Origin of the sequence: Anatilimnocola aquadivae, from assembly GCF_049819085.1 — a bacterium.
Taxonomy (GTDB): Bacteria; Planctomycetota; Planctomycetia; order Pirellulales; family Pirellulaceae; genus Anatilimnocola.
In genome coordinates this window covers 5,169,047-5,181,917 of sequence record NZ_CP187419.1, presented here as the reverse complement: position 1 = coordinate 5,181,917, position 12,871 = coordinate 5,169,047, and the positions used below count along the sequence as shown (strand labels likewise).

General features: G+C 55.6%; 14 protein-coding genes. 11 read left to right on the top strand and 3 right to left on the bottom strand.

The window, feature by feature from the left end:
- Positions 1-2,022: an ATP-dependent nuclease gene (locus NA78x_RS20565; protein WP_425614251.1), complete on the bottom strand. Its 2,022-nt coding sequence runs from the start codon at positions 2,020-2,022 to the stop codon at positions 1-3.
- Positions 2,023-2,583: 561 nt separating this feature from the next.
- Here NA78x_RS20565 and NA78x_RS20560 point away from each other — a divergent pair.
- From NA78x_RS20560 to NA78x_RS20550, 3 genes are all read left to right on the top strand, one after another.
- Entirely contained in the window at positions 2,584-2,976 is a 393-nt protein-coding gene (locus NA78x_RS20560) for an IS110 family transposase (protein WP_425614250.1), read from the top strand.
- Entirely contained in the window at positions 2,952-3,176 is a 225-nt protein-coding gene (locus NA78x_RS20555; RefSeq protein WP_425614249.1) for a transposase, read from the top strand. Before NA78x_RS20560 ends, NA78x_RS20555 begins: the two co-directional genes overlap by 25 nt.
- Positions 3,177-3,476: 300 nt before the next feature.
- Positions 3,477-3,788 (top strand): hypothetical protein, encoded by a 312-nt coding sequence (locus tag NA78x_RS20550; protein ID WP_425614248.1) that lies wholly within the window; start codon positions 3,477-3,479, stop codon positions 3,786-3,788.
- Positions 3,789-3,893: 105 nt separating this feature from the next.
- Here NA78x_RS20550 and NA78x_RS20545 read toward each other — a convergent pair whose 3' ends face one another.
- Positions 3,894-4,286, bottom strand: coding sequence for a type I restriction-modification system subunit M N-terminal domain-containing protein (locus NA78x_RS20545; RefSeq protein ID WP_425614247.1), 393 nt, complete (start codon positions 4,284-4,286; stop codon positions 3,894-3,896).
- Positions 4,287-4,570: 284 nt separating this feature from the next.
- Between NA78x_RS20545 and NA78x_RS20540 the strand changes: the two genes are divergently transcribed.
- Positions 4,571-5,020 (top strand): tyrosine-type recombinase/integrase, encoded by a 450-nt coding sequence (locus NA78x_RS20540; RefSeq protein WP_425614246.1) that lies wholly within the window; start codon positions 4,571-4,573, stop codon positions 5,018-5,020.
- Between the two features lie 12 nt (positions 5,021-5,032).
- Positions 5,033-5,368 carry a tyrosine-type recombinase/integrase gene (locus NA78x_RS20535; protein ID WP_425614245.1) on the top strand — a complete coding sequence of 112 codons (336 nt, stop codon included), beginning with the start codon at positions 5,033-5,035 and terminating at the stop codon, positions 5,366-5,368.
- A gap of 446 nt (positions 5,369-5,814) precedes the next feature.
- On the opposite strand, the gene NA78x_RS20530 is transcribed toward NA78x_RS20535, so the two are convergent.
- The gene (locus NA78x_RS20530) at positions 5,815-6,723 is read right to left on the bottom strand and encodes a transporter (RefSeq protein WP_425614244.1); all 909 of its coding nucleotides are present in this window, start codon (positions 6,721-6,723) and stop codon (positions 5,815-5,817) included.
- A 920-nt stretch (positions 6,724-7,643) separates the two neighbouring features.
- Between NA78x_RS20530 and NA78x_RS20525 the strand changes: the two genes are divergently transcribed.
- From NA78x_RS20525 to NA78x_RS20500, 6 genes are all read left to right on the top strand, one after another.
- The gene (locus tag NA78x_RS20525) at positions 7,644-8,144 is read left to right on the top strand and encodes a hypothetical protein (protein WP_425614243.1); all 501 of its coding nucleotides are present in this window, start codon (positions 7,644-7,646) and stop codon (positions 8,142-8,144) included.
- A 157-nt stretch (positions 8,145-8,301) separates the two neighbouring features.
- Positions 8,302-8,619: a hypothetical protein gene (locus NA78x_RS20520; protein WP_425614242.1), complete on the top strand. Its 318-nt coding sequence runs from the start codon at positions 8,302-8,304 to the stop codon at positions 8,617-8,619.
- Positions 8,620-8,773: 154 nt separating this feature from the next.
- Positions 8,774-9,943 carry an ABC transporter permease gene (locus NA78x_RS20515; protein ID WP_425614241.1) on the top strand — a complete coding sequence of 390 codons (1,170 nt, stop codon included), beginning with the start codon at positions 8,774-8,776 and terminating at the stop codon, positions 9,941-9,943.
- 104 nt (positions 9,944-10,047) lie between these two features.
- Positions 10,048-10,479 (top strand): hypothetical protein, encoded by a 432-nt coding sequence (locus tag NA78x_RS20510; protein WP_425614240.1) that lies wholly within the window; start codon positions 10,048-10,050, stop codon positions 10,477-10,479.
- A 30-nt stretch (positions 10,480-10,509) separates the two neighbouring features.
- Positions 10,510-12,129, top strand: a complete 1,620-nt coding sequence (locus NA78x_RS20505) for an efflux RND transporter periplasmic adaptor subunit (protein ID WP_425614239.1) — start codon at positions 10,510-10,512, stop codon at positions 12,127-12,129.
- Between the two features lie 13 nt (positions 12,130-12,142).
- Positions 12,143-12,868, top strand: coding sequence for an ABC transporter ATP-binding protein (locus NA78x_RS20500; RefSeq protein WP_145087486.1), 726 nt, complete (start codon positions 12,143-12,145; stop codon positions 12,866-12,868).
- Positions 12,869-12,871 lie beyond the last annotated feature (3 nt).

The window sequence follows — 12,871 nt, the reverse complement described above, 5'->3', positions numbered from 1 at the left end:
CTACGCCTGACCCGCGAGCTTCTCGCGGACTCGTTTCATCAGCCGTTGCAACAGAGCCGGGCATTTTTGCAGGAGCGCGTCGGCCCCGATCGCATTCAGCCCGAGAATGTGGGTCGTTGGTTTCCCCTGGCCCAAAAACAGATACGCGTACCAGATGAAGAGCTTCTTCTCAGCTTCAGAATACGTGTCGCCGCCTGAGTTATTTCCCTTCAACGTCGCTGTGAGCACGTTTTGCAGTTTCTCGGCATACTTAGGCGTTCCCTCCGCTGGAATCTGTGGGCCTCGTTTGCCGGTTGCTTGGTACTCGGCAGGAAACGTCGTCAGCATTAGAAAATCCAGGTCCAGCGGACTGCAGAAGAAAACGGAGTGTGCCTCCAGCATCGTAAGCCAGCCGTCCAGCGCGCTCGAAGGCATCACATTCCAAGAGTGCATTTTTTCCGCTTCGTCCGTCGTGAGCACTCGTTCCGTCGTCCCATCCCCAATCGTGTAGAGTTGCTCGCGCGCCACGCCGTTGCTGACCAGTTCCGCGCAGGCATATTTGATTCTTCCCCAGGCGCCGCCATCACGTTCGCGATCCAAATCGAGCAATGTTACATGTGGAATCGCCAGATCATTCAAAAGTTTCCACATGTGGTTCACGTAGCGACCTCCGAGCGGCACGATTGCCATCGCGTGAGCATCGGCGCCCAGGCCCATCACTTCCGCCAAGCGGTGCAGAACCAGTTGCTCGCTGTCGCCTTCGCCGAGGACCGCGAGCCGAGCAAAGTACAATTCGGGATAGGCACGGACGGCTTCCTTCACGTACTTGAAAGCCTCGCCCTCGCCACTAGGCAGCTGTATTTTCTTGACGATTGTGGTGCGCAAGGTTTCTTCCAAGCGCAGATGGCGCACGTGTGCTGGATCCACTCTTCCCAGAATGGCCGGCGAGTGACTCGTCAGGATGACTTGGGCGGCCGAGTCTGCGGTGACTTCGTCGAGCAATTGCACTATCCGGCCCAGATAATGCGAGGCCAGATGATTTTCTGGCTCTTCCACCGCAAACAAGGTCAGCGTCGGCGCGGCAATCGCCTCCTCCGAAAAGGTCTTCGCCTGACCGTCTTTGGCTTCAGCAGCTTCTCGACTCGCCGTTTGCTCCACTCGGAAACTCGCGGTCAGTAACGAAAAGTAGAACAACGATCGCAGCCCATCGCTCAGCTGCTCAGGTTCCAGCGACGATGCGCCCTTGGCATCGCTGAAGCGAACCTCTACGTGTCGCAGCAAATCCTCGATACGGCTCTCCAGCGGGTGGAGCTGAACGGCGGCCAATTCCGGAAACTGCTGCAGAGTCTTCCACGTCTGACCGACCTCGTCTTCGATGAGTTTGACGGCCGCCTCGCTACGGAACGTCTGCGTCACCGAATCGGACGCAGCCGTAATCGCTTGCTGGGCTTTTTCTGACCAGTTCGTCCCTAACAGCAGCCGGCTAAGAATCGCTCCTGATGCCTGCTTCAACTGCCTCACCGGATCGCGAATCGCAGGAACGTAATGCACATGAATGCGGGATCGCTCGTGCGGCCGGACCGATTTGCGATCGTCCGCGGTGGGTTCACCCGCCGTGGTGATCCAAGACAAGGACTCTTCAATTTCACCCTCTGCCAGGCTGGTTTTGTGCCATTTGGCATCCAGCCGCAAACGGCAAATCGGTGTCTCACCAGCCACCGTCACCAGCATTTGATTGAAACACTCCGGGACAGCCGCTCCTTCCGGTTGTGCCCCTTCCAATTCCGGGAACTCAAGCACGGTTTCGACGCTCAACGACAGCTCATTGAAATCTTCGTGTTGCTTATTGGCTGGAACGTGAAAGTCCGATTTCCGCAATTGGCGACTCGCGGAGGTCACACCGAACATGCGGCACATGGCCTCCAGTGCCGCTGACTTTCCACACCCATTTGCACCAATTAGTGTGGTCAAACGGTCGAGCTCAATCACCGTGGGTGACGAAAAGCACTGGAACCCCTCTAAAGTGACTGACCTAATTCTCATGGGTGCGTCCGACAAGCAGATCCGACGGCTCTCAAAACCATTGAGCAACGCTCTAGGGCACGATTGTAGACGCTTTCGTCTCCTGGTTCTCCTGTATGTTGGTGCCATTATTTCGCCGGAGATCGCGATCACTTCATCGATTCAAAACACGTTGACGAAGAACTCGAGGGCAGAGTTTTCCGTTAAGCCCCGAATGTCAACTGATAAGCAGACCGGCAATTCTTGCGCACAATAGGGCCGGTTGCGATCGGGGGGCGACCCGAACCGGGTTGCTAAGAAGGAAGGGGCACGACGGCAGAGAGCGAGAGACTTCGGCGACACCGTGACCCTACTCGGTTATGGCGATCTCTGCGAAACAACCGAGAGCGTGCGTCTTCGAAGGCGCTAGTCGCAAGTTCTTTTCAGAGAGGCGGATAGAACGCGACTTCCGACAAACGAGGTTTTACTGACGAGAGCTAACTGGCGGGTCAGTTTCGTTTCGTTGATAAAAGGATAGCGCCCCGTGCACAACCCACTTCGAACAAATTCTCTGTTTTTCTGATTACTGTTACCGCGGAGTGCATGTTCGCCTGGTATTGGCTGGCCGACTTGTGTGCAGAGGAGAAGATTCCTTTCGTTCTGGGGCACGCGCTTTACATGAAGGCGATTCACGGCGGGAAGAGCAAGAACGACAAGATCGATTCACACAAGATTGCACTCTTGCTCAAGGGTGGCATGCTGCCGCTCGCCTATGCATATCCGAAGAAGATGCGAGCGACGCGCGACCTGCTCCGGCGACGCACGAAGCTCGTCCGTGTGCGTTCCGAGGCGCTCGCGCACGTGCAGAACACAGTCAGCCAGTACAATCTCCCCCGCTGGCTAAGAAGCTCGGCTATGCCACCAATCGCGAGGGGGTCGCGGAGCTCTTTAGCGAGGAGAGCGTGCAGCGAATGGTGCAGGCCGATCTCGATCTGATCGATCACGTCGATGAACAAGTGAAATCGCTGGAGCTGTATCTCACACGGCACGCCAAGATCGACGATCCGAAGGCGTATCATCTGCTGCAGACGATTCCCGGCGTCGGCAAAGTGCTCGCGCTCATCATGCTCTATGAGATGCATGAGTCGGCCCGCTTCGGCGACCAGCGACCTCTCTGTGCGCAACCCTCTACGTGAAAGTACTCTCTTTTTCGGTTCTCTTAAGTGCTGTTGAGAGCGGCACTTGCTGATTCCGAGTCCCGATCGGTCCCCGAAACGGTCGCAACCCTCTTCGAACCTTTGAACTCGCAAGCTGTCGGCGGCGGTACCAACTGCGTTGAGCACTATGCTCGTTATTGGTGGCAAGAACTCGCGCTGAAAAGGGCTGAATGTTGTGGTGTGCAACACCGCAAGACATCTGTCTCGGCCAACCGACCTGCTGGGGTGCTAGAATCCAAAAAATGCGAATGAAAGTTTCCCTTTGCACAGGCGCGACTAATGCCGCTCTGGCTCATCTACGGTAACCCCATCGTGCTGACGGTGGCGAGCATCGGCTATTTCTCCCCGTTCTTCTTACCGGTGGTTCCTGGCGGGCTGTCGGGAGTCCTGGTCGCAAATTTGCTCTTGCTGTTTCTGGTGTCGGGCCTCTTTGCCTGGCTCGTTGCTGGCGGGCAGGTGATCCTGGGAATCATCGAGTTTCGAAAGAGCAATTCGCTCTGGAAGCATCACCTTGGTTCCGCCCTCTGGACGTTCACGTGCTACTCAATCGTGATCGCGTTAATGAGCAACGGTTACTTATTGACCGCGTAGAAATCGGCGTTGTGTACGCGCTAAACCCGCATCCTCGGCGAACTCAAGAAACTTTGATCGCATCGACTTTAGCCTCCGGCAACTGGGGGCGACTGAAAGTGCTCATCAACAATGTGGGTACGGGCATCTTGGGGGCACCTGAAGAGACGTCAATTGAGCAAGTCCAAAAGCGCCCCCGAGCGTGCGGAGGAACGGAAAGCCGTGCTCGCCGACGATGGTGTACATCTCGCTCGGCGACTTGTGCTTGAACCGCGACCAGCGCAGGTCGAAGTGTACGGGCATTTTTTGCTGTCTTTCCCTTCCGGAAAGACCGGTCGCTCCATCGGTTTCTTCAGTCGGGTTGGCTTTGTTCTCTTCGAGCGTGTGCAGATCATCAAGCCGCCGCATGAATAGCAAATACGTGATCTGTTCGATGACTTCGAGCGGATTCGAGATTCCTCCCGCCCAGAACGCGTTCCAAATTGCATCGATCTTGCTTCTGATTTCGCCCGTGATCATTTCGCCTCTTCCCCAACGATTGCTTACCCGCTGGCGTCTTACCCGCTGGCGTCTTACCCGCTGGCGTCTTACCCGCTGGCTGCGAACAGCCTAGCAAGGCGCGATACCGGACGGTAGGAGCGATCCGTCCGGTATCGCTGCCACATCGGGCCAGCATGCGAGGTTTTGGGCTACAGGGCTCACGATCAAGCGCTACGGCTCGGTTCGCGATAAGCATGTTGAAGATTGCCGGAAGCACGGCATTGAAACCTAGGCGGCATTTGATGGGGTAGCGCTGCGAGCTTATGGCAAACGGCTATCTATCTCAAAAGTGGGCAGATCGTACTGTTTATCTGGAACTAACACTCTTAAAGGCAATCAACACATGGCTGATCAACCACAAGCAGCTGCCGTCCTCGGCCAAAATCATCCTGCCCCTGAAGAAGCCGCAAGGCACGGATACCTATTGCTATGGCTCGCAGGAGGTCACGGCAATCGTCAACCACTGTCGCGCTGATCGCAAGCTCATCTGGATGGCAGATCTGCTGATGGGCCTCGCATTCACCGGAATGCGGATCAGCGAGCTCGCCGGGCTGCGTTGGAGCGATGTGAACTTTGAAAAGGGAATGGTCCGCGTCGCGGACGAACGGTCCAGTCGATTCAAGCAGCAAGCGGGTTCAGCGCGCACCACGAAGGGCGACGACCGAGGACGATCCCGATTCATCCCGAGCTTCGGACCCTGTTGGTCAGCCTGACTCGGAAGCCCGATGGCTTCGTCTTTCGTGTTGCGCTCGGTGGACGGGTTCGCGCACGCAACGTGCTGTAGCAGTTCGTCAAAAACGTCATCAAACCTTTGCAAACCAAATTCCCGACACCGCAAGGCGAAAATTGGCTTCGAGCATAGCAGGTTGCATAGCTTTCGCCATTACTTCTGTAGCCAGTGCTTTCCTGGCGGTGCGTCAAAAGGTGAGATCAAAGAATGGCTGGGTCACGCGCACTCAAAGATGGTCGAGCACTACCGCCATCTGCGCGGTGAAGATGCCCAGCGTAAGATGAGCCAAATTCGGTTCTTGGACCGGGTCGAAAGTCGGACCGGAAGTTAGTTTTGGAAACCCGGCGTCGGTAACAGCCTCTGATGAAGGGAGAGTTTCCTGACGAGTGGGACAGTTTTAGGTGCCTGCAGGTAGCAAACCTTGAAGCTGGATTTGGTTTTGTCCCAGTCACTGGGACTAACGAAAAACGCCGGTCGCAAGTTGCTGTTTTGCAACAGGCGTCTGGTAAATCAACGGAGCGGACAGGATTCCCCGGAGCCTCTTTCACACCTTCACGAATATTTCACCGGGCACGGGACCACGATCTAAAAAACGATCGCAATCGAATGTTCAACACCGCCGATGAGTTGCTTGCTCGAGCATCAGACTCCCTTGCTTGGATTGCTAACTTACCCGTTGTGGTCGGATTCTGCGCCGCCAGCTTGCTGCGGTCTCGCATTGCCAAGCTGGTTCGCAGGCTTTTGATTCGGTATCGTCCTATGGTAATCAGAGCAAATTCAGAATCGCAATACTGCACCTCCGCCTGCGAATCGATCTACTGCTGCAGAGCTAACTCCCTTGCCTGCTCGAATGTCAAGTTGGACGTTGTTGGTGATTCGTAACGTCAGGCCCGCATTCAAATAGTGTTCTGTACGAGCCGTGTCCGCTCCTGTCGGTACAAGCACAAACCACTCGGTGTATCCTCCCAGTCGATCGGTGAGCGTGTATCCGATTGTCCAAGACTGGGCGAACTCAGTGAACTCTGATTCGGTTACAGGATCGACAGCAAAGTTGAGTTGAGAACTTCCCGCGGTGGAAATGAAATCGTTTACTTCCCATGCGTATAGCCAATTGATGCCCGGCAAGACACGATTTGAACTAACGTTGCTGCCCATTGGAATTGTCATTTGCGGGACAACGGCCATCTCAGGTAAGAAGCCTTGCTGAAGGGTCAGTCCGATTTTTGCTCCTGCGTACAAATCCTCGAAACCTTGTGCGGTTGCGCCGCCGAAGGGGGTGGACGTAGTTTCCCGGCTGTAGTTCCAGGCAATCCGAAACTCCAGCCAATCGGCCGCGATCCCTATTCGTAACAGCATTTCCGGAAATGAGTGACTACTAGAGCGGACAGTTGCGGTGTCATCGAGAAAGTAGGTGTAACCCATTTCTAGCTGTGATCTGCCGCGTCCTACCGTACATGATGCCTCAGTGAAATCGGGACGATCGCTTGCCAATGGCTCGTCCCAACTCGGTGGGCCACCTTCCTCCGGCGTATCCGAGTTCCAATGAAACAGACTCAGGCGCGAAGTCGACGCGCTGCTACCGGTCGGCACCGAAAGGAAAACTGCATCCATCGATGCTAGCTCTGCAGCAGAACCCAAACACGGAGCTAACAGCGTGGCGAGTAATAATATATAAGAGCGTTGCATGGCGATTTAACCAAGTTTGCATATTGACACTAATGCTGATATTCGGGTGGTTTTTGCGCATCCAATAACATAATTTCGATTGGCCGAAAAAAGAGCTTCTGCTAGCAACGCTGGTGTACCGTAGTTAGTGACAATCAGATTTTGCACTAGCCAAGGTGCCATTACTTTCGTAAACACTTTCTCAATTAGCGACTCTTTTCGTGAATGGATGATCGGCGCGGCAGACGATACAGGTGGTATGTAATAGTAGAATTGTGCTCCTATTCATTGGCGTGTGGAGGTGAGATTGTGCTCCTGCTGGCGAAAGTTTGGTTGCGATGCGTGGTGTGGACGGTGGCAATCATGCTGCCTGTTCAGCCGCTCGTAGCTGGACAATGCACATGCAAGCACTCTTCAGCGCATATTGATGCCGATTCGCAATGCAAGCATGGGTGTGACGATGGCCATCGATCGCCTCGAACAGCCAATCACAAGTGCAAAGCCGATCGTGATTCGTCATCGGAGCTCAAATTTCCGATTTCCGAATATGCCCCGTGCGATTGCCCACCCAGTTGCCCATGTCACCTGCGGCATGCGCCGCATGTCGCCGTGCGCGTTCAGAGCATCAAGGTGGTTCGGAACGATTTGGTTGCTCTACCGCATGCTTCGCGTTTTGAGTCTGTGCTGAGGCCTGACACCCGACGGGCACCCACTTTCTTCGTAGCAACCAATGTGCCGAGCGAAACTGCGCTCGGACTCTGCGCGGCACTCTGCCGCTTTACGATTTAGTCGCATTTTTCTGCGCCATTTCGTTTCGCATTTGCGTTTGTCCGACCGTTCGTCGGAAATCGTTTAGACTATGCTAGCGGCTTCGGTCCAGTTGCGGGCTGGCCCTGCTTTCTAGCTAACCACAATACATAGCCCCGGAAAGGGTATAGACCATGTTGCGTTATTTCCCAGCGTCTGTTGCCTTGTTGTTCACAGCCGTTGCCTTAGCTGGCTGTGCAAAGAACCCGACACCGCCTGCAGTTGCAGCCGACCCGCGTTATCTTCTTCCGGCCGAGCCAAGTGTCTCGGTAGGAGTTGTCGACTTCCGGGGTAAGGCGAAGTCCGGCGAAGCAGTCTCGGTAATCGGCCGCGTCGGCGGCGGAGTCAAGCCGTGGATCGAAGGCCGGGCTGCGTTTTTGCTCGTCGATAGTGGCGCTCCACTGCCATGCGCGGATGATAAGTGTGGCCCCGATTGCCCACACTGCGCTGCCGAGATTGCCGCCAGCACGACCGTCGTCAAGTTCGTGGACGAACAGGGGAAGACAATTGCTGTTGATTCGCGTCAACTGTTGGGCATCAAGGAGGAGGAGACTGTGGTCGTCCAAGGCATCGCTAACCGCGACGCCGACGGCAACGTGGCGCTCATGGCGAGCGGAATTTTTATTAAACGATAGACTCCCCTGAACCGACTACAGCCAATGAGATTGCACGTTTTCAGTAACAGAGTTAGAATTGTTGAGAAGGAAACCTGAGGTCGACATGTTGCGTGTGCTGCTTCTCATCGCGATGATTTGCCAAGTTGTGGGGTGCCCGTACGCCTGTATGGCGAGCGTGACCACAATTTCGGCAGGTGTGCGATCGGAAGTTGGCTGCCGTTGTTGCCAGCGAAAACAAAGCAACCACGAAAGCTTGCCCGGCAATGGCGAGCAAGACGGGGCTTGCAACGAGTGCTTTTGCAACAGCCCGGTCAACACCATTAGTGCTGTCGAAGTCGAACAGGATGTTCACTCTCTGGCAATTTGGACGGTGGTCGAATCTCGCCCGCAAGCGCGAGCGATTGGCGAGTCGATCATTGAAACTTGGCGATGGCTACCGGGCGATGGCTCGGGAATGAGCCTGCGCCTGGCCGTCCGTTCTCTCTTGCTGTAAGCGCTCTTTTTGCGCTGCTGGTCAGTTCGCGGTCGCCTCATCGGCGGCTTGCGGCGTCTCCCTTGACCAATACACGAATGGGTTCATTCTGCCTCATGATTGGCAGTTGACTCGTTACCTCCATTAAGTCTGCTTTTTCGATTGGACGCTGCGTATGTTTCGGCTTCGCTTGCTGCCGTGGGAGTATGGGGTCCGCAATCTGTTGCGTCGCCCAGCTCGTAGCATCCTGACATTAGGCGCGCTGGCGACCGTTGTGCTGCTGGTCTTCGTAGTCGTCGCGTTCATTCGTGGTCTCGAAAGCTCGCTAGCAGTCAGCGGCCAGCCAAATGTCGTACTCGTGTACTCCATTAACGCAGCGGAAGACATAGAAAACTCTGCCATTCCAGCTCGTTCCGCTTCGTTGTTATCAGCGAGCTTGGAGGGGGTTGAGAAGCAATTCGGCGTCGCGAGGATTTCTCCCGAACTCTATGTCGGAACGCGCATAGCGCTGCGAGAAAACGATTCTCCGATGTTCGGTATCGTGCGAGGTGTGTCGCATGCCGCGCCCCTCGTTCGCCGCCAAGTACAAGTGACTGAAGGTCACTGGCCAGGACCGGGCGAAGTAATTGTCGGTAAACTCGTCGCGGCCAAGTTGAGCTGCAGTGCCTCGGATTTGGAGATCGGCAAGACAATTCGCTTCGACGGTCAAGAGTGGAATATCGCGGGACACTTCGCCGCCAATGGTGCCGCGTTTGAATCGGAGATCTGGGTTCCGCTCACCGATTTTCAAAACGCACTTAAACGGCAGGATTTGAGCCTGGTGGCGATTGGCATGGCCGATGGTTCCTCGCCCAGTGATGTCGAACTGTTCTGCAAGGAACGGTACGACTTGGAATTGCAAGCGATCGGCGAAGTCAAATACTACGCCTCGCTGCAGAAACACTATCAGCCAGTGCGGATGCTCGGCTGGCTGGTCGTGCTGCTGGTTGCCGGCGCTGGCGTCTTTGCCGGGCTAAACACCATGTATGGCTCGGTCATGGGCCGCGTGCGCGAACTTGCCACGCTGCAGGCGGTCGGTTATCGGCGGCGAGCTATCGTCGTTAGCTTGATTCAAGAAGCCGTGTTGCTTTCGACATCGGCTTCGTTGGTTGCAGCAGTCGTCGCCATCTTCCTGATCAACGGCACCGCCGTCCGTTTCACGATGGGGGCGTTTGCGCTGCGGGTAGATAGTGTGGCGATTTTAGTTGGATGTGGCACGGGGTTGCTGCTCGGTGTATTTGTCGCAATCCCGCCGGCTTGGAAGGCCATGCAACATTCGGTCGTGGATGGACTCAAAGCAGTTTGACAACACGTATACATTTTTGGAGTTCAGTCATGCGATTGTTAATGGCAATAGGTGTTTTGGGTTTCTGTGCTCTGTCAATCGGTTGCGGCCCCACCGCAACGCCAGTGGCGCGACCATCGACGGAAGGCAAGGCGTACATCCTTTCCGCAGAGCCGGCCGGTGTGAAAGGTGTCAAGCAGTTGAAAGTCGACTCGAAGGATGGCGATGAAGTTATTGCCGAGGGACGGATCGGCGGCGACACGAATCCCTGGATCGAAGGCCAGGCCGCATTTCTCTTCGTCGATACGTCGCTGAATCCCTGCGACGCCAAAGAAGGTTGCGCCACTCCTTGGGATTACTGCTGCGACACGGATCAACTCCCTGCGTGCAAGGCGCTCGTCAAGATTGTTGATGCGAGTGGCAAGCCCGTGGCTACCGATGCCCGGAAATTGCTTGGGATGAAGGAAATGCAGACGATTGTCGTCCGCGGTACTGCGAAGCGGGATGAAGCCGGCAATCTGACGGTTTTGGCGAATGGCATCTTTGTTCGCAACTGAGCTGTACATAACTGAGCAAGGGATTCGTCGATGGCCAATCAAGTGGATCTAAGTCAACTCGCCGTGGATCGGTCAGGATCTGCGGCCGTCACGGCGGGCAAATCTCGCAACTTTGCCACGCGCTATGGCTTGCCGTTGGGAATTTTGGTGGCCTTTGCGGCGGTCATTGGCTGGTCACTGCAAGACAGCCTGTTGCCAGCTAAGTCGGTAACTATCACGCCGGTGGTGCTGACACGTGCCGAAGTGCAACAATCGGGTACTCCTGTGTTCCAAGCAGCGGGTTGGATCGAGCCGCGTCCCACGGCAACCGTTGTGTCTGCGCAGGTGGAAGGGATCGTCGAAACCTTGCTCGTAGTCGAAGGGCAGGAAGTCGAACTAGGTCAACCGCTAGCCAAACTTGTCGATGCCGATTCGCGAATCTCGCTGGCTGAAGCCAAAGCAGCTCTGCGGTTGCGCGATGCGGAGCTTGAACTGGCCAAAGCGACGTGTGAAGCGGCGCACACGAGCCTAGCCAATCCCGTTCAATTGCAAGCAGCAGTCGCCGAGGCCGAAGCGTCGCTCGCCAAAGTAGCGACAGATTCGCAGAGTATTCCGCTGCTTTTGAAGGGCGCTAACTCACGCCTGCAATTAGCCCAGCAAGATTTGGAAGGGAAACTCAAGGTTGGCGATGCGATTCCACAGCGCTCGGTGCAGCGTGCTCAGAGTGAACTCGATTCCGCCACTGCAGCGGTTCATGAACTTGAGCAACGCAGTAAGAGCTTGGAGTCAGAAGCAAAGTCGTGGCAGGACCGAGTGGCAGCGATTCGTTCACAGCTCACATTGAAATCAGACGAGAATCGCCGTGTGAAGGAAGCCGAAGCCGGCTGCAACATTGCCGCTGCCCGCGTGGATCAAGCCAAACTAGCAGTCGAGACGGCGGAGTTACGTTTGGCGCGGATGACGATCACCTCGCCCATTGATGGGCGCGTGCTCGCGCTGCACGTTCAACCTGGACGTCGCTTGATGGGACTCTCTCCCGCGTCGGAACGAGACTCTAGCGCGGTGGTCAGCTTATACGACCCGAAGAATCTTCAGGTACGGGCCGATGTGCGGCTGGAAGATGTTCCCAATGCTCAGATGGGTCAGCCGGTACAGATTTCGACCGCAGCGTTAGCAGCACCGCTAACAGGTGAAGTCGTCGCGGTTACCTCGCAAGCGGACATTCAGAAGAACACCCTTCAAGTGAAAGTGTTGATTCACAACCCGCCTGCAGTGATCAAGCCGGAAATGCTAGTTCAAGTGACTTTCCTAGCCCCGGAGCTACCCGGCAATAAGGACATTGCCGCCCAAGATCCATTGCGGCAACTCATTCCCAAGGAATTGGTGACTACAACGCCGGAAGGAACCACGGTGTGGGTTGCCAACTTACAAACCTCGCGAGCGCGTCAGCAAGCGATCCAATTGGGCAAGGCGAGCACCGATCGACTGGTAGAGGTTGTTCAAGGACTGACTGCCACCGACAAGCTCATTGTGTCGGGTCGCGATGAACTTTCGCCGGGAAAGAGAATTCGTGTAGCCGGCGAAGACCACAACCTCAATGGTGCAACGAATTCACTCAACGCGAACGCCTCGGCACCCCAAATGGCTGCTGAATCAAAGAACCAAAAGTAAAGGAAGATCGCTCATGTCACTCGTTGAAATTTCCAGATTGACGAAGCAGTTCCGCAAAGGGGATGAAGTCATCACTCCGCTAAGCGAAGTTCATCTCAACGTCGAACAGGGCGAGTTCGTCAGCCTGATGGGGGCGAGCGGCTCAGGCAAATCGACGTTGCTGAATGCAATCGCGGGGATTGATCGTCCCACGTCGGGAGAGATCGTGATCAAGGGAACGGACATCACCAAGCTGTCGCGCTCCGCGCTGGCGGATTGGCGGGCGGCCAATATCGGTTACATCTTTCAGATGCACAATTTGATTGCGGTGCTCTCGGCTTATGAAAACGTGGAGTTGCCCCTTCTGTTATTACCCATGTCGTCCGCCGAGCGGCACAAGCGGGTGATGCTGGCGCTCGAAGCCGTCCACCTGGTCGATCGCAAGGATCATTACCCGCGGCAACTTTCCGGCGGACAAGAACAGCGCGTCGGCATTGCACGGGCGATTGTCGCCAACCCGACAATTATCGTTGGCGACGAACCGACCGGCGATCTCGATGCCGAAACAACGGATCAGATTCTCGATTTGATTCAGCGACTGAACACCGAATTGGGGATGACGATGATCGTCGTCACGCACGATCCACGGGTTGGTGCTTTGGCCCAGCGACAGATCAAACTTGAAAAAGGAAAGCTGATTGAAAAAGGGCATGAAGTAGCCCTTGTCGGCAGTGGTTCCTTTGAACAACGGAGAGCTTAACGG

Coding starts and splice junctions, on each gene's coding strand:
- NA78x_RS20550 (WP_425614248.1), top strand. CDS start 3,477: ATGCCGCTCTGGCTCATCTACGGTAACCCCATCGTGCTGACGGTGGCG.
- NA78x_RS20525 (WP_425614243.1), top strand. CDS start 7,644: ATGTTGCGTTATTTCCCAGCGTCTGTTGCCTTGTTGTTCACAGCCGTT.
- NA78x_RS20560 (WP_425614250.1), top strand. CDS start 2,584: ATGTTCGCCTGGTATTGGCTGGCCGACTTGTGTGCAGAGGAGAAGATT.
- NA78x_RS20565 (WP_425614251.1), bottom strand. CDS start 2,022: ATGAGAATTAGGTCAGTCACTTTAGAGGGGTTCCAGTGCTTTTCGTCA.
- NA78x_RS20555 (WP_425614249.1), top strand. CDS start 2,952: ATGGTGCAGGCCGATCTCGATCTGATCGATCACGTCGATGAACAAGTG.
- NA78x_RS20535 (WP_425614245.1), top strand. CDS start 5,033: ATGGCTTCGTCTTTCGTGTTGCGCTCGGTGGACGGGTTCGCGCACGCA.
- NA78x_RS20500 (WP_145087486.1), top strand. CDS start 12,143: ATGTCACTCGTTGAAATTTCCAGATTGACGAAGCAGTTCCGCAAAGGG.
- NA78x_RS20540 (WP_425614246.1), top strand. CDS start 4,571: ATGGCAAACGGCTATCTATCTCAAAAGTGGGCAGATCGTACTGTTTAT.
- NA78x_RS20505 (WP_425614239.1), top strand. CDS start 10,510: ATGGCCAATCAAGTGGATCTAAGTCAACTCGCCGTGGATCGGTCAGGA.
- NA78x_RS20530 (WP_425614244.1), bottom strand. CDS start 6,723: ATGCAACGCTCTTATATATTATTACTCGCCACGCTGTTAGCTCCGTGT.
- NA78x_RS20515 (WP_425614241.1), top strand. CDS start 8,774: ATGTTTCGGCTTCGCTTGCTGCCGTGGGAGTATGGGGTCCGCAATCTG.
- NA78x_RS20545 (WP_425614247.1), bottom strand. CDS start 4,286: ATGATCACGGGCGAAATCAGAAGCAAGATCGATGCAATTTGGAACGCG.